The sequence below is a fragment of the Gleimia hominis genome, assembly GCF_002871945.2.
Lineage (GTDB): Bacteria > Actinomycetota > Actinomycetes > Actinomycetales > Actinomycetaceae > Gleimia > Gleimia hominis_A.
Genome location: NZ_CP126963.1, coordinates 1,751,751 through 1,774,614, shown reverse-complemented (window position 1 = coordinate 1,774,614; position 22,864 = coordinate 1,751,751). Strand labels below are relative to the sequence as shown.

The following is a 22,864-nucleotide window of genomic DNA, read 5'->3' as shown; positions in this document are numbered from 1 at the left end:
TCACTCTTAATCCATTCTCCAAGCTCTACCACAATTGACATTGTTGTCTAAATATCTAGGAAACGAACGTCTTGCGCATTGCGTTGAATGAACGCGCGGCGCATTTCTACGTCGTCCCCCATGAGTAGTGAGAACACCTCATCAGCCGAAGCCGCCTCAGACAATTCCACGAGTTTAACAGTGCGTTTTTCTGGGTCCATCGTGGTCTCCCACAGTTCTTGATCGTTCATTTCACCAAGACCCTTGTACCGCTGTACGCCACCTTCTTTTGGTAGCCGCCAACCGGCCTCGCTACCGTCCCGCAGGTGCTCGTCCCGTTCCCTATCGGAGTACACGAACTCGTGTGGAGCATTCGTCCACTTCAACCGGTACAGCGGCGGTTGTGCTAAGAACACGTGCCCCGCCTCAACAATTGGCCGCATGTATCGGAATAGTAGGGTAAGCAGCAGCGTCGTGATGTGCTGCCCGTCCACATCCGCATCCGCCATCAAAATAATCTTGCCGTAACGCAGTTTTGACAGGTCAAATTCTTCACCGATACCGGTACCTAGAGCGGCGATGAGAGCTTGAATTTCCTGCGAATCCAATGCGCGATCCACCCGGGCTTTTTCCACGTTGAGGATTTTCCCTCGCAGCGGAAGAATCGCTTGAATCCGCGGATCACGGCCCTGTACCGCGGAGCCACCGGCGGAGTCACCCTCAACAATAAAAATCTCACACTCAGCTGCGTTGCGCGACGAACAGTCCCGCAACTTACCCGGCATGGACGCCGACTCGAGCACTCCTTTGCGCCGAGTAGCCTCGCGCGCCTTCCGCGCTGCCAAACGCGCATCCTGAGCGGAAAGTGCTTTCAAAATAATTGCTTTCGCATCGGTGGGGTGTTGCTCCAGCCAATCTCCGAACCGCTGGTACACCTGCTGCTGCACGAACGTGCGCGCTTCCGTGTTCCCCAGCTTCGTCTTGGTCTGCCCTTCAAACTGGGGTTCGGTGAGCTTAATCGAGATGACGGCTGTGAGTCCTTCACGGATGTCGTCACCCGAAAGGTTCTCCCGCTTTTCTTTAATCAGGTTCTTCTCGCGCGCATACTTGTTAACCACAGTCGTCAGCGCGGTGCGGAACCCTTCTTCGTGGGTACCACCTTCCGTGGTGTTGATCGTGTTCGCGTAGGTGTGGATTGATTCCGAGTAGGCCGTGGTCCACTGCATGGCTACTTCGAGCGACATCGTGTCGGTGTCGTTTTCCACCTCAATGTCAATGATGTCGTCGTTGATTACATCCGACTTTTTTGACGCATTCAGGGTTTCTACGTAGTCGCGCAAGCCGTTTTCGTAGCAGTAGGAGACCTGACGGAAGCCTTTCGGTGTCTCCGGCTGGTCCTCACCCACCTCACCGGCTATTTCGTCACCTTCGTCAACCACGCCTTCGCGTTCATCCGTGAGGGTAATGCGCAGACCCTTGTTTAAGAAAGCCATCTGTTGGAAGCGCTGCCGCAAGGTTTCAAAAGAAAACTCTACGGTTTCAAAAATCTCTGGGTCCGGGTAGAACGTCTGGGATGTGCCCGTCTGGTCTGTTTCTTCACCGCGCTTCAGTTCGGTAACCGCGTGCCCGCCATTACCGAACGATTGCCGCCAAACATACCCTTGCCGGCGCACTTCCGTATCAACGCGTTTTGACAGGGCATTCACCACGGAGATACCAACGCCGTGCAAACCACCGGAAACCGCGTATCCACCGCCACCGAATTTACCGCCGGCGTGCAGCACAGTCATAATGACCTCAACGGTGGGCCGCCCCTCGGTCGGGTGCATGTCAACGGGAATACCGCGTCCATTATCTTGAACCCTTAGGCCCCCATCATTTTGGATCGTCACCTCAATGTGATCGCAGTAGCCCGCTAGAGCCTCGTCTACAGAGTTATCGACAACCTCGTAAACCAGGTGGTGTAAGCCGCGTTCACCGGTGGACCCGATGTACATACCGGGGCGTTTACGAACGGCCTCCAAACCTTCGAGTACCGTGATATCAGCCGCCTCATACGTATGTTCCTGCGCGGCGTGTATTGTCTGGTCAGACAAACTGACCTCCCTCACAATCCTTTTAGCCCAAGCCGGGCTGCTAACTAGTTTGTAAACAGCCTTCGAAACCCACTGCTGCCCACCGGTTCACCTGCGCTAGAAACCGTGCAGCCGATTCGATTCTCAAGGGTGTTGAAACTGAATATTACAGCTGTCTTTTCTATTATTTTTCCGCTATTATTTTACCATTTTTGCGGGCCTTTCCCGCGTTCCAAAGCGCTCTTAACGCAGGCAAAAATGTGATGTAGATCCACCCATAAAACCGTGCTCAAACCAGCTAGCCATAAGTGTCTCGCGGCCCTCTGCCAGGTACGCGCCAACCACCTTTTTTCACCCATTTAGGGTTCGCTGGGCCGCGGATAATCACCTGTTTTACAATGCCGCTGCCCAGTTCCTCATCAATCCGTCTTTGCACGGTAGGAAGCAGAATCCGCATTTGGTTCGCCCACGCAGTTGAGGTGGCGCGGACAACGAGGACGGATTCATTAAAACTCTCTACTTTTAAGTGCTGCGAATTCTTAGGCCCAACAATCCGCGTCCAATGCGCAGCAATGGAGGCCACCGACAGCATCCGCGTCCAACCCAAGTGGCTACTCATATTCCCCAGTACGTTGGCTAGTGGCTGGGGGTCAAATCGTGATCGCCCGGTACCTAGTTTTGAAGATGCCATGCCTGGGCGCGTTACCCAACCTTTGTTTTCCGCGTTTGGACCCGCACCAGCGCTGGGGCCATGCTGTTTAGACTGGGAGTTAGATTTGCTGCGTGCCAGCGCAGATGCAGAGCGCGGAAACTGCCCCTTGCTACGCGCCAGTTCCCGTTGCTTTTGTAATGCGCTTGCAGCAAGGTTTTCCGGCTTTTGCTCCGCCCCCTCCTCAGTCTTCTGTTCTATCGTCGGCTCCTTCTTTGGCTCCGTCCGATTTGCGCTGCTAATGCCCAGGTCAGATACTTCCGATTCTTTCTGCGCTTTTTCACTGGACCGGTGGTGTTTATTCATCGCGGTCACCACTACCCGCATCCGCGCTATCTACGTGGGCGCCGCTATCTACATGGGCACCAGCGTTATCCGCCGGCCCAGTGTCAACCCTGTCTACGGTTTGTAACTGTGTTCCCTGGTTTTTATCCCAGACCACGCTAACTGTGTGTGCTTGGATCTGTTCGGGTAGATCGGTACCCACGGCCGCGGTAATAATGGTTTGTTCCGCGCGTTCTATGACTTCCAGTAAGGCACTTCTGCGAGCCGCATCAAGTTCAGAGAACACGTCATCCAAGATCAGCACCGGCGGGTCCACTTCACCAGTGCGCCGATCTTTACTGAGGACTTCAAATGCGCCCAAGCGCAGCGCTAACGCCACCGACCAGCACTCCCCGTGCGACGCGTACCCTTTCACCGGCAAATGATCCAGGTGCAGCTGCAGATCGTCGCGATGCGGTCCAACTAGATTAACCCCACGCGCAATCTCGCGTTTTGCTACATTCGCTAGTGCGCTCGCCAGTCGATCCTCATATCCTTCTATTCCGTCAACTCCGTCTACCGCACTCAATGAGCTTTCATACGATAGGTACAGTTCTCTCGCAGCTTCAGATACCGTTTCGTGTGCCTTGTGAGCCGGGTCTTTTAGCAGCTCGACCAGTTGGGTTCGATACTTCACAACAGCGCTGGCGGATTCTATGAAAGGTTTGTTCCACACTTCTAACGTCGCCGGGTCCACTGGTTGCCCTCGACGTTTTTGCTTTCCAAGCTGTTTTAGTAGCGCCCCGCGTTGACGCGCCACCTTGTCGTAGTCAGATTTGTATGAGGAATAAGCGGGCCAAAGCTGCACCGCCAGATCATCTAGGAAGCGTCGGCGCGCTCCCGGGTCACCGGTCACCAGTTCCATGTCCTCAGGTGCAAATACGACGGTGCGAACCAGACCCAGCAGGTCCCGGGGGCGAACGGAGTTGCGGTTCACTCTCCCGCGGTTAGCTTTACCGCGAATAATCTCTAGCTCAATTACCCGCTCGCGCCCCAAGCTGTGGGATTTCGCTCTAACTACAGCTCCGGGCACTGGATTCTCGCCGGGCATGGGAGCGCGCACAAGTGCAGTGTCGGCTGCGACGCGGTGGGAAGAAAAGCTAGACAGGTATGCGAGTGCTTCCACCAGATTCGTTTTTCCCTGCCCGTTTGCGCCCAACAGTACTGTTGTTCCTGGTTGGAATTCCAGTACTGCGTGGCGGTAAGAGCGGAAATCGTCGAGTGCTATGTGAGAAACAAACACTGAGAATTATTCTTGCAAACTAGGCGGTTGGGTACAGTTAAATTCCAAACCGGATTGGCATCAGTAGGTACCGGTACGTGAGGTCATCTTCCCCGTCTTGTTCGTTTTGCCCCGTAATCACAGCTGGCTTCATGGGTTCGGTGAAAGAGAACCGAACGTAGTCGGTATCTAATGCAGATAGTCCGGCTTGTAGGAAACTGGGGTTGAATGCCGTTTGGAGTGCTTCCCCATGCAGCGCCACGGGTACTTGTTCGGAGGCTTGTGACGAGTCATCTTGCCCGGCCCGCAACGTTAGTTCTTCTCCCTCAAATATCAGCCTCACCGAGGTTTTTTGTTCGGCCACCAAGGATACGCGTTTCACCGCTTCTAGGAGTACGTCGCGTTTCACTACGGCGTGGACATTGGTTTCTTCTGGGAAGAGGCGTCGCACAGGTGGGTATTCCCCATCCATTAGCGTTGAGGTGGATTGGCGCGCTCCGGCGGTAAAGCCTACCAGGGAGTTAGGCCCGGTTTGTTCTATGTCAAAGGCAAAGTCCACGCTTCCAGCAGAAGTCATAGATTTAGCGACTTCTGACAGCGTTGAGGCTTTCACTAGCAATGAGGTGGAGACACCTGCTTCGGAGGGGTTCCATTTGAACTCTTTCATCGCTAGTCGGTACCTGTCTGTACCTAGGAAGGTGATGGTGTCGTCGTCAATTTCGATGCGTACCCCGGTGAGAAGTGGGATTGTGTCGTCGCGCGATGCCGCGATGGATACTTGGCTAATGGCTTCTGAAAGCACTTTGGAGTCGAAACTACCGCGGGTTTGTGGCATTACCGGCATAGTTGGGTATTCATCCACGGACATTGTGGCGAGGACGAAGTGGGCTGCCCCGCATTCGAGTTTCATCCGGGTATCCTCGAGTTTGCAGCGCACTGGTGCGTTCGGCAGGCTCTGGGTGATTGATGCTAGGAGTTTACCGGGAACCAGGATGTCACCTGGCACATCTACTTCCGCTGGGATTTGAGAGCGAGTAGAAGTTTCATAGTCGTATGAGGAGAGTTCAAGTACTCCATCCTCAGCAGTTAAACGGATTCCAGCTAGAATGGGCACAGATGGACGTTTAGGCACTGTCTGTGCTGTCCACTTAACGGCTTCTTTAAGGATATCCCGGGGAACGGTGAAATCCATGGTGCCTACCTTTCAGTGCGAGGATGACAAGAACTCTGCTGTACAACTTTACGCGATTTGTGATCTAAGTTCATATCTGTGAGAGAACTGTTCATTTGGTTTTCAAGGCGACATGCCGAGTTCGCGTTTCTCCACATGCGGGGAAATGAGATTTTTTGTAATTAGTTAGTTCGTAGTAGTTATAGGGGCTGTGAATTGTGTGCAAATGTTGTAATTCACGCGTCTTGCTGCGGATTAAATGGTGGATAACAATTGGGCACAACCTGTGGATAAGTGGATGGAACTGTGGAAATCTGTATGTATCCCTCAAAGTTATCCACAGATTTTGGTCTGAAAAACCAATTTTTCCCCACTTATCCACAGCTTTCCACAGGCTGTCTGTGGATAACACTAGTGTTGGCGGGCTTTTTGTTAATTCTTCCGGTTAGTTCGGTGACGTGGTTGTAAATTTCGCGCTTCATAGTCATCTCTTTAGAGATCTTCCGATTGGCATACATAACCGTGGTGTGATCGCGCCCACCGAAGGCTTGACCGATTTTAGGTAAAGACAAGTCGGTGAGCTCGCGGCACAGATACATCGCTATTTGACGTGCTTGCACGAGTTCGCGAGAGCGGTCGGCAGAGCACAGTTGTTCCACAGTGATGTTGAAGTACCCGGTTATCTCGCCCATAATCAGCGAAACCGTGATTTCGGTTTCGTCACTGTCCGAGAGAATATCTTTCAGCACCAGTTCCGCGAGCTCTCGGTTAATGCGTTGGTCCGTGAGGTTTGCGTACGCGGTTACGCGAATTAGGGATCCTTCTAGTTCGCGAATGTTAGAGGCGATGCGTGACGCAATGTACTCAAGTACCTCAGGGTCAACATCCAGGTTCTCCGCAGTGGCTTTCTTACGTAGAATCGCGATGCGTGTCTCCAGGTCTGGTGGTTGAATGTCAGTGAGTAGCCCCATTTCGAAACGTGAACGCATCCGGTCTTCGAATCCAGACAGTTGTTTCGGTGGAACATCGGAGGTAATCACCACCTGCTTATCCGCGTTATGCAAGGTGTTGAAGGTGTGGAAGAACTCTTCCACTGTCTGTTCTTTACCTTGAATGAACTGGATGTCGTCGACGAGGAGGATGTCGATTTCGCGGTAGCGGCGTTGGAAATCTTCTGCTCGATCGTCGCGGATTGAGTTAATGAAGTCGTTCGTAAACTCTTCAGAGCTGACGTACCGCACCCGCAAATGTGGGTATAGAGACAGTGAGTAATTACCGATGGCGTGCAGTAAGTGCGTTTTCCCCAGCCCTGACCCACCGTAGATAAATAGTGGGTTGTAGGCTTTTGCTGGCATTTCACTAACCGCGGTGGCGGCGGCGTTGGCAAATCGGTTGGATGAGCCGATTACGAACGTGTCGAAAGTGTATTTGGGGTTGAGTCGCGTATCCACATCGGTCCCGGTGGGCACATTGGCACTGGTGGGCGCACTGGGTTGGGTGGGGGCGTTTGGTTTTTCTTGAGGTTCATCTGCCTCACCGGTGGAAGGTGACTGCTTAGTTTCGCTGTCAGTTTCCGCGTCGGTGGCCACGGCTTGTTCTTCGATGTAGCGGTTTTCGAGGCTGGTGTCGACTGAGAAGGCGATGCGCACGCTTTGGCCCATTACTTGCGCGAGGTTTTCGGTGAGGGTTTCGTATACGCGTGACTCGAGGTAGTTCTTAGTGAAGTCGTTGGGCACGGCAACGAGGATGGTGCCTTCAATAATGCCTAGGCATTGGGTCATTTGGATAAACGCGTATGCGGCGGGGCCAATTTCTTGAGCGTCGAGCTGTGAGATCGTCTGGTCCCACGCTTGCTGCAGGGATGGACCTTCCAATTGGGCTCCTCACCTTCTCGTGATGTTTAACACTGTCTAATATCTGAGCGTATCCCCTAGTGTGTCACTTTTGCACAGAAATCAAAAAGTTATCCCCAACATGGGGACAAGCTTGTGGATAAACACTAGTGAGATTACATGAATGTGATTATCTTGCGCTTTCTGGGAATTGTCCGAATTGCACAGCCTGTGGATAAATAGTTTTCAACAGTTTCACGCGTGTAGTTATCCCCACCTCTATCCACAGGTGTGGAGAACTTTGTGTGAGGGGAACTAAACGTGGCTGCATTGACGGAACTATAGGCTTTTATTAGGCTGTGATAGTTGCATAAGTGCGCCCTTTTGGGCGTGAAACATGGCGCGAGGGGTTTGCGAGGGTGTTAGCTCGATTTCTTTCGTGTCACCGAGGTAGCTTCGAAGGCTGTGGCCTTCAAGAACGAGTAACGAGGAGAATATCGTGACTAAGCGAACTTTCCAGCCGAACAACCGTCGCCGCTCACGCAAACACGGTTTCCGTCTGCGTATGCGCACTCGCGCGGGTCGTGCGATTCTTTCAAACCGCCGCCGCAAGGGTCGCGCTAAGCTGTCTGCTTAAGTGTTACCGGCCGAACATCGTTTGCGGGAACCGGAACTTTTTCGGCTAGCGACGCGCCGTGGACGGCGGAGCGGTAATAGCGAACTAGTTGTTCACGCAGTAACCGGCGAGGAAATACAAGGAACCCTCGTCGGTTTCGTCGTACCTAAGCGGGTGTATCCGCGGGCGGTGGATCGGAATCGGACGAAGCGGCAACTGCGCCACCTCATGCGCGAAAGATTAGTGATTATCCCAGATCAGACGCTGGTTGTGGTGCGTGCCTTACCGGGAATCAGGGGAAGGTCTTTCGCTGAGATTGAAACTTCATTAGACAGTGCTTTGACGCGCACATTAGCGAAGTTAAAACGGTTTGAACGCGAGCGATTGCAGCAGATGAAACGGAACCGAGGGAAACTATGCGAAGCATTTTAGCGCGCGTACTGATGGTTCCAATTCGGTTCTATCAGCGCTTCATTTCCCCTGGTTTGCCGCCTACTTGCCGGTATTATCCGTCGTGTTCAGCGTATGCAGTTAAAGCGCTTGAGGTGCACGGTCCGGTAAAGGGTTTGATTTTAGCTGTGTGGCGTTTACTGCGGTGTAACCCGTGGTCGTTAGGCGGTGTGGATCATGTGCCGAAGGTGGGCAGGTGGAAACCGGAACCTTACGTGCGTCTCCCGTTGGACGAGTTCGAGTGCGAGTCTAATGAGGCTCCCAGCTGCGAGTTGGAAGGGGACCGCAGTAGTGAGTCTGATGAGGATTTTGGGGATAAACCCTCTAAGGTTCTAGGGGAGAAATCCTCTAAGGTTTTACAGGAACAGCCGGGTAGCCTGGCTAACAACAGCGGTGGCGAATGCGCCATCAGGAATCATTAAAGGAGCTTAAACCGTGTGGTTTGACAAACTTCTCTACCCGTTCAAGGTAGTGGTGGCTTGGATTATGGTGCGCCTGCACGACCTGTTGGTGTTCCTCGGGATGGATGACGGGCCGGGTATCGCATGGATTTTGTCCATCGTGGGCCTGACTGTGCTGGTGCGCATTATTTTGATTCCTCTGTTCTTTAGGCAGATTCGTGCCTCACGCAATATGCAGCTGGTGCAGCCGGAGCTGAAGAAGCTGCAGGAGAAGTACAAGGGAAAAACGGACCAGGCGAGTAGGCAGCGTCAGAGTGAGGAAATGATGGCGCTCTACCGGGAGAATGGGACGAGCCCGTTCTCTTCGTGCCTGCCGATTTTGGCGCAGATGCCGATTTTCTTTGCTCTGTTCCGCGTGTTGGCATCCACTTCCCAGATTGCGGCCGGTACGTACGCGGGGGGTGCGAATATTGGGCCGTTGAACTCGCGGTTGGCATCCGATATTGAAAACTCCACGCTGTTTGGGGCTCCGCTTTCAGCGAGCTTTACGACGACTAACCTGTTCTCGTCGAAAGTCGTGATTGTGGTGATGATTCTTCTGATGGTGTTCACGCAGTTCATCACTATGCGGCAGTTGACGATGAAGAACATGCCGGCGTCGGCAACCAGTTCGGATAACCCGATGATGCGTAGCCAACGCATGATGATGTACATGATGCCGGCAGTTATCGGTGTTTCTGGGTTCTTCTTCCAGGTGGGTGTGCTGATTTACTGGTTCACCACGAACTTGTGGACGATGGGCCAGCAGTTCTGGACTATCGCGCGGATGCCCACGCCGGGTTCGGATGCATACAATAAGCTGACGGTGCGGCGTCGGAAAGAGTATGTGGAGTGGGCGCGCCCGGAGTTTGAGAAATATGATGAGCAGTACCGTTCACTTTCGGATGATGATTCACAGGAGCGGGAGCAGCTTTTAGCGCGCACCCTCAAGAGCATTAAATCGCAGGCACGTAAGCAGAAGGTGCCAACGAAATTTCCTGATGATGTGACGCCTGAGGTACAGTTGTCGGCCTATCGGGAATTGGCGTTTAACGAGTGGGATGGTTTGCCCGATGAGCGGTGGGCGAAACGGTTTAAACCCCGCGCTGCGACGAAGCAAAGGCGTGGTGAACAGCCGAAACGTTTAACGAAGCGGGAGCGTGATCAGAAGGCAGCTGCGGCTAGGCGGCGTGCTGAACGTGAAGCGCAGATGAAGAAGCGGAAGAAAGCGAAAACTAAGTTGTCTGCGCAGGAGTTGGAGCAGCGTAGGCAGGAACGTCGGAAGCAACGCCGGGAAGCCGGTAAGAAAAAGAAGAAGGATAAGTAATGTCTGAGGAATCTAAAGAGCGCGTGGCCGACCTCGTTAAAGAGGGCGATATTGCTGCGGATTTTCTAGAGGAACTGTTGGATATCGCTGATTTTGATGGGGATATCGAACTGGATGTTGAGAACGACCGTGCGATTGTGGACATTGTGTCTGATGAGGCGGATTCGGATTTGGAACGCCTGGTGGGTGCGGATGGGCGCGTGCTAGACGCGTTGCAGGAGTTGACACGGCTTGCGGTGCAGACGCAAACCGGTGAGCGGTCACGGTTAATGTTGGATATCGCGGGATTCCGTGAGGATCGCCGGCAGGAGCTGCGCGAGATTGCCGGGGAGGCGGTTGCGCGTGTACGGATGCACGATGAGCCGGTTAAGTTGGACCCGATGAATCCGTTTGAACGCAAGATTTGTCATGATGTTGCAGCGGAGGCGCAGCTGCATTCGGAGTCTGAGGGCGTTAACCCTAACCGGTGCGTGGTGATTTACCCCGCTGATTATGAGGTTGCGCAGGCCGATGATGATCAGGATTATTCTGAGTCCGATACCTATGAGGGTAACAATGGTTCCGCGGTGGAGTCTGAGTTGGCTGACGGCTCCGACCAGGATTCCAATCAGACTGCTGATCAGATTGCTGATGAGGACTAATCGTTAGCTGTGGAAAACGATCTGGGTTTCGGTAATGCGCAGGAGCGGGGCCAAGAACCGGCAGAATCGAGTGATTTCGGCAAATTGGGCGATTTAGACCAGACGCCTGAGGCTGCGGGTTCGTCTACGCAGCCGGGGCGCGGCTGGGAAGGTGTGGTGCCTGCGCGTGGGGTGGACTTGGCTGAGTTTGATTCTTTGGAGCGTCCTAATGACACTTTGGGGCATCCAAATGATGTTTCGGAGCAGCCCAATGATGCTTTGGAGAAGCCCAATGAGGCCGTGAAGAAGTTTTTTGGACCCGCGTTTAGTGCGATTGAGCATTTTGCCGCCATGCTTGAAGACGAGGGGGAGTTGCGCGGATTGATTGGCCCGCGTGAGCTTCCACGGCTGTGGTCGCGACACTTGGTGAATTCCGCAGCGATTGTTGATTTTATTGGTGCGCGCAAGCAGGTTATGGATATTGGATCTGGAGCAGGCTTTCCCGGTATAGTCCTTGCTACAATGCGCCCTGATTTGGATGTTCACCTTACCGAACCTATGGAGAGACGCGTCGAGTGGCTTGAAGACGTGGTCTATGAACTGGGTTTGGATAATGTGACGATTCATCGGGCGCGAGCAGAAGATCTGCATGGTGTGGGTGTAGCGGATGTGGTTACTGCGCGCGCGGTGGCTGCGCTACGAAAGCTGGTGCCCATGACGCTGCCGTTGGTTGCCTCTGGTGGTTCATTAGTGGCTTTAAAAGGCCGGCAGGTGGACGCGGAGATTAATAATTCGCAGAAAGTGCTGCAAAAGTTTCACGTGAAACATGTTGAGGTGCATGAAGTGCCGTCGATCATGGAAGAGGAATCCACACGGGTGCTGGTAGCAACGAAAGCGAAACGCCACCCCAGTAATCGAAGCAGAACTAAACGCGGTGGGCGCGATAGTAGAAAGTCAAGTAGACAACGGCGCGCTCGATAGGACTTCTTTACCCTCTGGGCTAGCAAACCTCTACAGTCGGCATTTAGCAGAGCTTTGTTAGCTTGGCACCACTATTTAAGTGACCCTGCCGATTTTAACCGGTTGGTTTTTACGCTGCCGATTATTGCTCGCGTTCACTTGTTCTCTTAGATTCTTACTATGCTTCATAGTTCCTCTAAGTTTGTTGCGATTGCTCATCTCTTCCTTTGTAGTTGTTACTGTCCGTCAAGGCCTGCCCGACAGGCGTTTCCCTTCAAAAATCCTACTTGCCAATCGCGAGGAACGTTGATATTCATGGGTTCTGCTTGCTAATTGCCTACGGGTGTTGCTCTTCATGGGTTCTGCTCGCTACTGGCTTACGGACGTTACTCTAGGGGGTTTTACTTGCTAATCACTTACAGGCGTCGCCCCTAAGGAATTGTGCTTTCTATTCGCTTATAGGAATTTCGTTTTCATAGGTAGATTTATGGTGCGAACCGCGGGTCATTAGGTTTTAGCCCTCCCACGCTACTACCTTCATTTCACCAACCATCAAGCCGCGTGTTTCACCTAGGTGGCGTAGGTACCTCAACGGAATGAAAATGTGGATAAATAGCGGAAATACGCCGCAAATGCACAAGTAAAACCAGGGGTAATAATGCACTATACACAGGTTGCGGGTTGAGTGTCTTTTATGTGGGTTCACCGATTAGACTTAGTGGGTAAGAAAGGAGATCCGGTGGCCCTAGAGTCGAAGGAATCATTCGCGGACGAGCTAGCACGCTTAGCCCAAGAACGCGCGGAATTAGAGGGAATTAGTTTTCAGCACCCATCCCGCACACAGGTGATTACCGTTGCGAACCAAAAAGGTGGCGTAGGTAAAACCACCTCCGCAGTGAATCTTGCGGTTGCTTTAGCACAGGGTGGGTTAAAGGTTATTGTTATTGACTCTGATCCACAGGGGAATGCTTCCACAGCTCTTGGTATTGATCATCAACCCGAAGTGCCTTCTACTTACGACGTACTGCGCGGTGATAAAGAACTAGCGGACTGCCTATATCCAAGTGAAGAGTCAGAGAACTTACTGGTTTGCCCCGCTACGATCGATCTCTCGGGTGCTGAGCTGGAGTTATCTTCCGCTGCCCAACGTGAGTACATTCTCCGTCGCGCCCTGGAGATTTTCCTTTCCGTCCACCGGGATGTGGATACAATTATTGTAGATTGCCCACCATCTTTGGGGCTGCTAACTTTGAACGCATTTGTTGCGGCAGATCAGGTGCTTGTTCCGATTCAGGCAGAGTATTACGCACTTGAGGGTCTCTCAATGCTGTTGGGAACGATAGAGAGAATAAAGGAGTATCTGCATCCGAAGCTCGACATTGGTGGGATTTTGATTACTATGTTTGACCGTCGCACTAATCTTTCTTCGGAAGTAGCTGAAGAAATTCGCCGATACTTCCCTGAACAGGTTTTCAAATCAGTTGTCCCGCGGTCAGTGAAATTATCTGAAGCACCTAGTTTCGGAACGAGTATATTTGGCCATGATCCACGAGGCGCAGCTGCTCTGGCATATAAGAAAGTGGCGTTGGAATTAGCAAATAGAATGGCAGGAAAGTGAAGATGGCGGAGAAATCGAGACGTGCACTAGGGCGAGGTTTGGGATCGTTGATTCCGACGCGAGAAGAGAATGTTTCACGTGAAACAATTTCGCACGCTGACAAACCCCGCGATGTGTTCTTCCCTGCATCGGACAGTACTGCCAATAGGCAAGATAGTATTCGGCGTACTTCTACCTTGGCTCAGGAACTGCTTAAGCCTTCAGATCGGAGGAGGAAAAAAGCGAGCAAGACGAACGAGAAAGAACCTACTCGAAGCTTCACCAGTTCCGCAAAGAAGACTCCGAAGCTAAAGGATGCTGATGGAGTACCTCCGAATAAAGGTGCCGATAGCAAGACCAAGCAAGCACAAGAGCCAAAAGTGTCCAGCGAAGCATCCACTAACGTGAAAACTGGAAACAAGGAAGCACAGCTGGAAAAAAGGGATACTAAAAGTCGCGCCAAAGGTAAGGTCAAGCGCGATAGCTATGCGCGCAAAGACGGTAGCACAGTGAAAGCGAATGACACGACTACGACAATGAAGCTTTCCGGTAATGGAGTCAATGAACAGTCGTTGCAGTCCGCTACAGATGATTCCGGGCTTGTTCCAGTTCCAGGTGCTTCTTTTGCCCAGTTGGATGTGGATGTCATAATTCCGAACGTGCGGCAACCCAGGCAGGTATTCGATGAGGATGAACTGGCTGAGTTGGCAGAGTCGATTGCACAAATGGGGGTTTTACAACCAGTTGTTGTGCGTCCTATAGCGGACTTGGATGATCCGCTATATGAGGATGTTATTGGGAAACGAAAAGAAATTGGACTTGATCGTGCTCCTCAATATGAACTGATTATGGGCGAGCGGCGGTTGCGGGCTTCAAAAGACGCTGGTTTAGAAAGCATTCCAGCGATTGTTAGGGATACCGATGATACACAGATGCTGCGCGAAGCACTGCTGGAGAACTTGCACCGGTCTCAGTTGAATCCAGTGGAGGAAGCTAGTGCTTACCGACAGCTTTTAGATGATTTTGGTTGTACCCAAGCGGAACTCTCAGCAAAGATTGCGCGCTCACGCTCTCAGATAGCCAACACTTTGCGGCTACTGAAGCTACCGGCGAGTGTTCAAATGAAACTTGCTTCGGGTGTACTTTCAGCTGGGCATGCGCGGGCACTTCTCGGACTCGACTCTAAACAGGAGATGGAGACGCTTGCCGACCGGATTATTTCCGAAGGACTGTCCGTTCGCACAACAGAAGAGATTGTGGCTCTAGGTGAAGTTAGTTCGAAAGCGCGGCCTAAACGCAAAACGCGGATATCAACTAAGCCTTTATCTGCAAATGCTTCAGCAGTTGTAGATCGGCTTACCGACATTTTTGACACAAGGGTAAGTGTAGTAGAGGGTAAAAAGAAGGGACGTATTGTCGTTGAGTTTGCCGGGGAAGAGGACTTGGCACGCTTAAAAGAGCTTATTGGAAAGCTAGCAGCACGCGATTAGAAGGTGCTGGGAAATTCCGGTTTACGCTAACTATGCTTTGCATATCGCGTAGACGGTGATTTAGTTAGCACGGTCTTTCTCAGCCTGCGGCTGACCAACAGCATATGAAAGTACATACCGTTAATAACTGTTTGTTTATCGGGAACGTTTGTGTCCTTGATGAGTCCGGGAAATATGGGTTCACTCGAGAATATGGTGTTTGGAGTACCAAGAGGGGCGGATTGTTTCACGTGAAACAATCCGCCCCTTGCCTACATCCTTCGATTTCTATTGTCTGAAGTATCGGCATTTAAAAATGGAATTCAGTTTTAGGATTCGAAAAGGGCTCTGGAGACCCGAGCAATTGGGTCTAAGCAACGCGAGTGCGGTGCTCTGCAAATAGGGGTTAGAATCCTGTGTTAAGTGTGTTAGTTTCAGTGTCTATAGGTCCACCTTCATATTTAGGTAGGTCACGAAGAATCCTGCAGGGGTTACCCACTGCGATAACATCAGCGGGTATATCTTTGACAACAACTGATCCAGCTCCGATAACGGAGTTATCACCGATGGTAACCCCTGGGCAGACAATAACCCCGCCACCGAGCCAGACGTTATCACCTATGGTTATTGGATCTGCAGCTTCCCAACGCGCTTTTCTTGGTTCAACTTCAAGCGGGTGCAGTGCGGTAAGCAATTGAACGTTGGTTGCGATCTGACAGTTCTTGCCAATGGTTACTCGCGCGACGTCGAGGCATGCGAGGCCATAGTTAACAAATGTGCCTTCGCCAATGTAAGTATTGCTTCCGTAATCGAAGCGAGCTGGTGGGCGAATGTGTACATCTTCGCCGATACCGCCTAGCAGAGCTTTGTATTCTTCTTGGGCTCCGGCGGGGTCGTAAGGGTAGCGATCTTCTGCGCGCCGCATTGCGAGGAGAGCTTTTTTGTATTGTGCGGCGAGTTCTGGGTCTTCTGCAATGTACCAGTCTCCAGAGTCCATGCGTTGTTTATTGCTGCGTTCGTCGTGCCGAAAATTATTAGTCCTCATAGTAACTAGCCTACTGTAGCGCGCTGATGTAGGACACATGAACATAAGCAAGGAGCTCTGTAGTTAGCGTGCAGGTGCGGTTTTGATAAGGATGTTATCCCGGACGATTGAATCGGAACATTTACCTCGTATAGAAGTGTTGCCTAGTGGGAGAATATTTAGTGGAAGTGGAATACCTGGTGGAAGTACAACATCTAGTGAGTGGCAACGTCTACATAGAGGCACTATTTGGTAGAAGAGCAATGTCCAGTAAGAGAGTGTTAACTGGTATAGAAACGCTATGTGGAACATAGGAGTTTCGTATCCGCCAGTTGACCGTCGAGTTCGTGAAATAGTGCGGTTGGGAATAGGGTGCGCGTAAGTCGAAGAGACTATGGATTTCGGGATAGTAAATGCGTCATAGAGCGGTAGTCAACAATGGCAAGAAATCCATTGGATAGTGCTAGTAGGAATTATCAGCTAGTGTAGCGCAGAGCACTTCAAGACGGTAGAGAGAGGTATCAACAACTGCTCGCAACTCTTCTGTCGCATACACTTGCATCCTTCTATTGATTCTTCATGCAGCTCCGTAATAGATTCCCTCAGGACAATTTAGGTGTTGTTAGTTTGCTTTGTGATCAGTAGTTGTTCCGGTGTAGGAACTCTTCTGGAACGTAGCTCCAAGGGTACGGAGATCATCTGCACGCCTGAGAGTTAATAGAATAAGAACCAATGTGTTTCACGTGAAACAATTCTGATCAAGACCCATGCTGTACTGTTACGGATTCTGCGCAGAACTCAATCGTGATGAGCAAGGACTTACTTAACATGAGTCGCTTACGCAAGAGCCGCTTTTAGCCTCGTACAGAAGCGCTAAAGGCGAAAGCGTGTACAAGAACTCTACGCAGTGTCTAAAGTAAAAACTTCACTGGGTATCTGACACAAACGCAGCCAGTTGCTCGCTTATGAACCTGAATTACCTGCATAAAGAAAAACCAACACTAGTTGATAAAAGAGTCAAAAGAACAAATACGTCATTTGTTGGTAATTCTGAGAGAGCATTGCACTTTTACAAACTGAGCTCTCCGAGCTGAGATCGGTTACCGCCTGCTCTTTTTGGGAAGTGAGTAGTTTTGGGAAGTGGGCAGTTTGGAAAGTGGATAGTATGAGGTGACGTTCCTTGGCAGTATCCATTACAGAGCTAGCGCATTGGGAGACATGTATTCGCGGGCCTTGCGTCCGTGGAGTCTGGTAGTTCTGATGAGAAGGGGACATTCCGATCGGGTCGAGGCTTTGAGTATTCGAGTGTCTTAGAGAAGCAATCTCTAGGGGTAGTTTTCTTGAGAAATGATGATTATGAGTATTGTCCTTCCTAAGAGCTGCCATCCAATTCACTATTGGGATCTGCCAACCAATTTGTTAATAGGATTTGCCAACCAATTTACTTCTAGGACCTGAAAACCAATTCGCTTTTAGGACCAACTCACTTATTTCCCCTCATGACCTTACAACTCATTCGCTAAAAATTAACGGGCAGCTTTGAAACGTTCGTTCAAGACTCACTGGGACAAAACTGGCAAAACAAAATATAGGTAACTGGACACAGTCAAATGAAAACGCGCCCCAAGAAGACTGTTAGTACAATTGCAGTACTAGTGCATCAGTGTTAGTGTAATTACACGCAGTGCGGTTTGGTAGTCAAAGTGTTGGTGACGTAGCTAGCACACCAAGACGCAGGAACAGGAAAAGAATGTCAGCATTTCTTGCAGTATTAGCGATCATTCTTACGATCCTGGCAGGATTCCTCATGGTAAAAGGATATAAACCGGTGATAGTCCTTTTAGGCACCGGGTTTGTTCTGCTCGCTGTATCGCTAATAGTAAACCCCTCTGTTTACCTACTTGAAAAAGACATCACCTCGGGATCGCGATGGTTCGACATTCTCGGGCTGTTCGAGAGAATTGCAGGAAGCCAACTGACCGGTGTCGGGCTCATAATTATGGCAGCCGGTGGTTTCTCCGCATACATGAACAAGATCGGTGCTGCCCGCGCGCTAGTAGAAGTCGCCTCGGGTGTAGTGTCGCGAATCCGACGCCCGTACCTACTCCTAATTATCGCGTACTTTCTGGGGCAACTACTAATGATGGTCATTCCATCGGCAGCTGGCCTGGCGATCCTACTACTCGTAGTGCTACTACCAATCCTGAAAAACGCGGGCGTTAACCCCGCCGCAGCAGGTGCCGTGATCGCCACATCCAGTGCCTTACCGATGGGGCCAGCAACCGGCACCACTGTTCTTGCAGCCGACATCGTCGAAATGTCCCCAGCAGTTTACTTCGTCCAAAACCAACTGATCGTAGCGGTACCCACAATTATCGCAATCGCCATTACTCACGTATTCACACAAAAGTACTTCGATAAGCGTTCAAAGGCCACCACTGTAGATAAAATGGATGAAAAAGATGAGGGTTTAAAAGCCCCTAAATGGTACTCAATACTCGTGGTGTTACCCATCATCCTCCTGGTTATCTTCAGCCCGATTATCAACGACTCGATAGAACTATCAACCGTGTCCGCGTTCGTACTGGTATGGGCCATCGCAAGCGTAATCGAAGCAATCCGTGGTCGCGGCGGAAAACAAATAGTCAACGGCTCTACTGAGTTTTTCCAAGGAATGGGAAAAATGTTCGGATCAGTAGTGGCCCTAATTATCGCCGCGCAATTCTTCGCGGAAGGCCTCAAAACAACTGGCCTAATAGACCTGCTCATCAACTCCGCAGAAAAAACTGGGTACGGAGTAACACTCATGATTGTCATCTTCGCGTTAACCGTTGGGTTAGTAACCTTCCTAACTGGCTCCGGTGTGGGTGCATTCTCTGCATTTGCCAAACTCGCCCCACAAATCGCCACAGGGTTAAACTCGTCGGCCACACAACTAGTAACCCCAATGCAGTTTGCTTCCGGTCTATTCCGATCCATGTCGCCGGTTTCCGGAGTGGTGATTGCCGTCGCAGGTGGTCTCGGAGTGTCCCCCCTTGAAATAGTTAAACGAACCGCAGTGCCGATGATTGTCGGCAGCATAGTGATGACCGTCCTCTCAATGACACTCATCTAAAATCGCTTGTTCCGCTCAAACCAAAAACAGAAAGGTCAAAATGGGATTCGGTGCACTCAACTCATCCTTAAGTAAGAAAGGCTATGTAACCTCAGAATTTGCCCAAATATGGGACGAAGTAGCGGTACTAAAAGCAATCGTAAACGTGGAAGTGGCGCTCGCGAAAGTTCAGGGTGACAACGGGATGATCCCAAAAAACGCTTCCCAACTAATCAGTGAGCACGCGAAAATAAGCGACGCCCTGGTAGAAAAAGCGCGTGCCGGCAAAGTCGGTAACCCCCTCATAGCAGCGTTAGACGCAATCAGATCACAAGTGCCAAACGAAGTTCGCGGATGGGTGCATTTCGGTGCAACCAGCCAAGATATTCTCGACACCGGGCGAGCACTACAGATCAAACAAAGCTACAACTGGTTGTTCCACCAGCTCGATGAACTGAAGCAAAAAATGGCGACGCTAGCGGAGGAACACGCTGATACTTTAATGGTGGCGCGGACAAACGGTCAACATGCTCTACCCACCACCCTCGGAACCCGTTTTGCCCGCTGGCTAGCAGAAATAGAACGTTCACAACAACGTCTGCATGACGGATACGAGCGGGCAACATTAGTTCAATTCTCCGGTGCCGCGGGCACATACGCTTCCATGGGGAAAGAAGGAATGTCTGTGGCCCAGTCAATCGCGGCAAAGCTTGAGTTGTCGTTTGAACCCGTGCCATGGCATGCTTCACGTGACGCAATCACGGAGCTTTGCTGCACCTTGGCGATCTATGGGCAAAGCCTGGCGAAGATAGCTGAAGACCTATTCGACATGCAACGCACTGACTTGGCGGAAGCGCGGGAGCAAATGGATGCACACGCATCAGGCTCATCCACGATGCCTCAAAAACTGAACCCGTTCACAACAATGAAGATTTCTGTGGGCGCTCGGCTGGCAGCGGGGTTAGCGGCCACAGTCTTAACTCAACCACCAGCGTCGTTCGAACGTGACCACCGGAGTTTAGAGGTCGAACGAGACGCGCTACCACAGATTTTTATTGCTGTAGAGCACGCGGCCGCGAAACTTTTGCGGTTACTAGACCAACTAGCTTTTAACGAAACCCAGCTGGTTAACAACACGTTGCTTGAATCGCCGCTGCTCATGACGGAGGGAATCATGATGGTGCTGGCGAAACATATTGGCCAAGAAGCAGCGCACGATTTACTACAGGACTTCGCTAAAGAATACCGGGTTAACCGCACGCCGCTGAAGGAGTTTATGCTTGCCAGCGAGTACGCGAATGAAGTTGAAGATATTGATTTTGAGGCACTAGAGGACCCGAGGGGATATTTAGGGATGTCAAGTGAAATCTCACGCGATGCAGCTAAGCGGTTTCAAAATCAGTTGGGTGAATAAAAAGATCTAACTCGTCGTTAACGGATTCTAGAAGCTGTGTTCTTTCGGTCGAAGTGTCACTGTTCAGTGTTTCAACTGCGTATAGGAGGGACTCGAGGGTGAGCAGCAAGGTGGCTCTACTTTTGAATCGCGCACTTGCCGAACTGTTAATCAGCAGAAAGTGATCCGCGTAGCGGCGCAAAGGCGTGGTGGGACGATTGCTCAGCAAAATAGTTGTGCCACCACGTTTCTTTGTGAACTGTAGAATCCGGTAGGTGAGTTTTGGATGCCGGTCAAACGAAGTCGCTAGTAGCAACGAATTGTCCGTAATATCAACCAGGTCATGCGCTGTCATATCTGGCGCACTAATTAGGTTCACATCGGGACGCTGGTATTTAAGCATTAATGCGAAGTAGTTGATGAGAGTCCGCCCGGTTGCGAAAGACGCCAAATATACTGGTCGGGATTGGTCAGCTAAAAGTTTACTTATGGCAATGAAATCCTCACGTGAATACAACGCTAGTGTTTGCTGAATGTCTTCGAGAGCTAGTGAGAATTGTTGTTCTAGTTCAAATCCAGGTTCCTGAGGTATTTGCGCCGTGGAGGAGCGCTGCAAAGGCCGGTCGAAACTCGTGGCAACCTCGGTGCGAAGTGCATTAGAGAAATCCCGGAAGTTCTCGTAACCAAGTTTTCGAACAAACCGGGTGATACTCGCCGTGGAAACTCCGGCGCCTTCACACATGGATGCTAAATCTCGGAATGCCAAATTTGGGTAATCGGAGGCAAAAAAGTCTGCGATCTGCTGATCCGCAGGCGTAGGGTTGTCCAGCAGTGCTATGCGTTCAAAAAGCCCTTTATCGCTCGGTTTAGTGTCAGTCATTACGCCTCCTGGTGAGTATTTTAGTCTAGCAACGCCCGCAGTAATAGAACGGTTGCTCGTATAAGGGTCGGTTATATAACTGTCGGTATAACAGCGAAATGCGCCTCGCAAACGTTGCCGTAGGTTTCCAGTTAATTTAAGAGTTAATCTATGAGACGAGTATTTTAAGCCGAATAACCTCAAGTGGGCATTCCGATATTCACCGAAATAGGGAAATAGTTCGGTTTGATCTGCATAAACATACAGGACTTTCAGCACAAGGAAAATGTGATGCAGATTATATACTGAAAGTGCCTGGGAACAAAACCTGTTCACTTGGGTAACATAGCGAGGTAAATTTCATGAAACGGGAAGCTGAAACGAACGTAGCGTTCACACATGGAAAACTCATTGACGGTACCGGGGCAGATCCAACGGAGGACAGCCTCGTGCTGATTAAAGGCCAGAAAATCGAATACGCTGGCCCCTACAAAAAAGTACCCCAAGAATACGTGGAAAGAAACATCAGTGAGAAAACAATAATGCCCGGGCTGATTGACTCCCACGTGCACTTCACAGGTAACGAAAGTGACGACGACACCCAGTGGGTGCTGGACGACCCAACCGAAAAAACAGTTATCGCAGTGCAGCAAGCGCGCGATGCCGTAGAAAGTGGTTTGACCACGGTGGGGGAAATCTCGCGCTCTGGCGTAGCTATCCGCAACACCATCAACGCCGGCATAATCCGCGGGCCACGCATGGTGTGCACGGGCCTGGGATTCTGTAGAACCTCCGGCCACGGAGACTCGCACAAACTCCCCCTCGACTACAACAATGCATCCCACCCCTGGGCGCAGCGCGTAGACGGACCCTGGAACCTCAGGCACGCAGTAAGAAACCGGCTACGTGAAAACGTGGACGCCATCAAAATCTGGGCGACCGGCGGGGGTATTTGGCGGCACGACGACAAACTGCTGCAGCACTACACGCAAGAAGAAATTAACGCGGTAGTTGACGAATGCCGCATGGTGCACATTCCCGTGTGGTCGCACGCAGAAGGGTACGAAGGGGCGCTCGCGAGCGCGAAAGCGGGGGTGCACCTGATTATCCACGGGCAGACCCTCAACGAAGAATGCCTCGACATTATGGCGGAAAAAGGAATCTACTTCTGCCCAACCATTCAGTTCTTGGAACAGTGGTTCAAGACATATCCTCCGGAGTACAACCCGGAACAAGACAAGTACCCCGGTGAAACTCGGGAGGAACGCGAACTGGCGCGCGTGTACGACAACTTGCGGAAAGCGGACGCAAAAGGAATCACCCTGGTTACTGGTTCGGACTCGTTCTGCTCCTCACTCACTCCGTACGGGACGACGCTGATTGGTGAAGTGTACGCATTCGTGGAGAAAGCGAAGTTCTCCCCCGTTTACGCAATTCGCTGCGCGTCTTCAAATGGCGCGAAAATGCTGGGTGTTGATGAGGTAACCGGCTCGCTCGAAAATGGGAAAGCCGCAGACCTGCTGGTAATCAACGGGGATCCAGCTACAAATATTCGTGACCTGAAGCGCGAAAACATGGACGTGATCATGAAAGAAGGTGAGTTTATCTACGGGTAGTGCATCGCTCCACCAACGCGGACTAGCTCGTTAAAAACGCAGGCTGACCCGCAGAGCAGGCGGGTTAGTTTCATCGCGAACACGGGT

At 51.3% G+C, this 22,864-nt stretch carries 16 protein-coding genes and 2 pseudogenes; 11 read left to right on the top strand and 7 right to left on the bottom strand.

Features of this window, described 5'->3' with window-relative positions; genetic code table 11:
- Positions 1–47: 47 nt before the first annotated feature.
- The 5 genes from gyrB to dnaA form a co-directional block, all read right to left on the bottom strand.
- The gene (gene gyrB / locus CJ187_RS07775; protein WP_102217005.1) at positions 48–2,075 is read right to left on the bottom strand and encodes a DNA topoisomerase (ATP-hydrolyzing) subunit B; all 2,028 of its coding nucleotides are present in this window, start codon (positions 2,073–2,075) and stop codon (positions 48–50) included.
- Positions 2,076–2,352: 277 nt separating this feature from the next.
- Positions 2,353–3,069 carry a DUF721 domain-containing protein gene (locus CJ187_RS07770; RefSeq protein ID WP_158237755.1) on the bottom strand — a complete coding sequence of 239 codons (717 nt, stop codon included), beginning with the start codon at positions 3,067–3,069 and terminating at the stop codon, positions 2,353–2,355.
- Complete coding sequence (gene recF, locus CJ187_RS07765) at positions 3,062–4,330, bottom strand: DNA replication/repair protein RecF (RefSeq protein ID WP_102217003.1); 1,269 nt, start codon at positions 4,328–4,330, stop codon at positions 3,062–3,064. Before recF ends, CJ187_RS07770 begins: the two co-directional genes overlap by 8 nt.
- Positions 4,331–4,367: 37 nt before the next feature.
- The gene (gene dnaN, locus CJ187_RS07760) at positions 4,368–5,501 is read right to left on the bottom strand and encodes a DNA polymerase III subunit beta (RefSeq protein WP_102217002.1); all 1,134 of its coding nucleotides are present in this window, start codon (positions 5,499–5,501) and stop codon (positions 4,368–4,370) included.
- A 353-nt stretch (positions 5,502–5,854) separates the two neighbouring features.
- On the bottom strand, positions 5,855–7,354 hold the full coding sequence (dnaA, locus tag CJ187_RS07755; protein WP_284667387.1) for a chromosomal replication initiator protein DnaA: 1,500 nt from the start codon (positions 7,352–7,354) through the stop codon (positions 5,855–5,857).
- A gap of 457 nt (positions 7,355–7,811) precedes the next feature.
- Here dnaA and rpmH point away from each other — a divergent pair, with 457 nt between their 5' ends.
- From rpmH to CJ187_RS07715, 8 genes and pseudogenes are all read left to right on the top strand, one after another.
- Positions 7,812–7,949 (top strand): 50S ribosomal protein L34, encoded by a 138-nt coding sequence (gene rpmH, locus CJ187_RS07750; RefSeq protein WP_102217000.1) that lies wholly within the window; start codon positions 7,812–7,814, stop codon positions 7,947–7,949.
- Positions 7,950–8,360: a ribonuclease P protein component gene (rnpA, locus tag CJ187_RS07745; protein ID WP_102216999.1), complete on the top strand. Its 411-nt coding sequence runs from the start codon at positions 7,950–7,952 to the stop codon at positions 8,358–8,360.
- The gene (yidD, locus tag CJ187_RS09490) at positions 8,345–8,800 is read left to right on the top strand and encodes a membrane protein insertion efficiency factor YidD (RefSeq protein WP_102216998.1); all 456 of its coding nucleotides are present in this window, start codon (positions 8,345–8,347) and stop codon (positions 8,798–8,800) included. The genes rnpA and yidD overlap by 16 nt, the downstream gene beginning before the upstream one ends.
- 13 nt (positions 8,801–8,813) lie before the next feature.
- Positions 8,814–10,145, top strand: coding sequence for a membrane protein insertase YidC (yidC, locus tag CJ187_RS07735; RefSeq protein WP_102216997.1), 1,332 nt, complete (start codon positions 8,814–8,816; stop codon positions 10,143–10,145).
- Positions 10,145–10,636, top strand: a pseudogene (locus tag CJ187_RS07730) (protein jag); the annotation flags it as partial. The gene yidC and the pseudogene CJ187_RS07730, both read left to right, overlap by 1 nt.
- A 366-nt stretch (positions 10,637–11,002) precedes the next feature.
- Positions 11,003–11,665: pseudogene (gene rsmG, locus CJ187_RS07725) on the top strand (16S rRNA (guanine(527)-N(7))-methyltransferase RsmG); the annotation flags it as partial.
- A 799-nt stretch (positions 11,666–12,464) separates the two neighbouring features.
- The gene (locus tag CJ187_RS07720; protein WP_269843592.1) at positions 12,465–13,343 is read left to right on the top strand and encodes a ParA family protein; all 879 of its coding nucleotides are present in this window, start codon (positions 12,465–12,467) and stop codon (positions 13,341–13,343) included.
- 2 nt (positions 13,344–13,345) lie between these two features.
- The gene (locus CJ187_RS07715) at positions 13,346–14,812 is read left to right on the top strand and encodes a ParB/RepB/Spo0J family partition protein (protein ID WP_102216994.1); all 1,467 of its coding nucleotides are present in this window, start codon (positions 13,346–13,348) and stop codon (positions 14,810–14,812) included.
- Positions 14,813–15,197: 385 nt separating this feature from the next.
- Here the strand turns inward: CJ187_RS07715 and CJ187_RS07710 are convergent, their stop codons facing one another.
- Complete coding sequence (locus CJ187_RS07710) at positions 15,198–15,836, bottom strand: sugar O-acetyltransferase (protein ID WP_102216993.1); 639 nt, start codon at positions 15,834–15,836, stop codon at positions 15,198–15,200.
- Positions 15,837–17,565: 1,729 nt separating this feature from the next.
- On the opposite strand from CJ187_RS07710, the gene dcuC reads away from it, so the two are divergent.
- Entirely contained in the window at positions 17,566–18,930 is a 1,365-nt protein-coding gene (gene dcuC, locus CJ187_RS07705) for a C4-dicarboxylate transporter DcuC (protein WP_102216992.1), read from the top strand.
- Between the two features lie 40 nt (positions 18,931–18,970).
- A complete protein-coding gene (locus tag CJ187_RS07700) occupies positions 18,971–20,323 on the top strand; it encodes a lyase family protein (RefSeq protein ID WP_102216991.1) in 1,353 nt (450 codons plus the stop codon).
- Here CJ187_RS07700 and CJ187_RS07695 read toward each other — a convergent pair.
- A complete protein-coding gene (locus tag CJ187_RS07695) occupies positions 20,292–21,182 on the bottom strand; it encodes a MurR/RpiR family transcriptional regulator (RefSeq protein ID WP_102216990.1) in 891 nt (296 codons plus the stop codon). The two genes, CJ187_RS07700 and CJ187_RS07695, sit on opposite strands and share 32 nt — an antisense overlap.
- 341 nt (positions 21,183–21,523) lie before the next feature.
- Between CJ187_RS07695 and CJ187_RS07690 the strand changes: the two genes are divergently transcribed.
- A complete protein-coding gene (locus CJ187_RS07690) occupies positions 21,524–22,777 on the top strand; it encodes a metal-dependent hydrolase family protein (RefSeq protein WP_102216989.1) in 1,254 nt (417 codons plus the stop codon).
- The last annotated feature ends 87 nt before the right edge of the window (positions 22,778–22,864 follow it).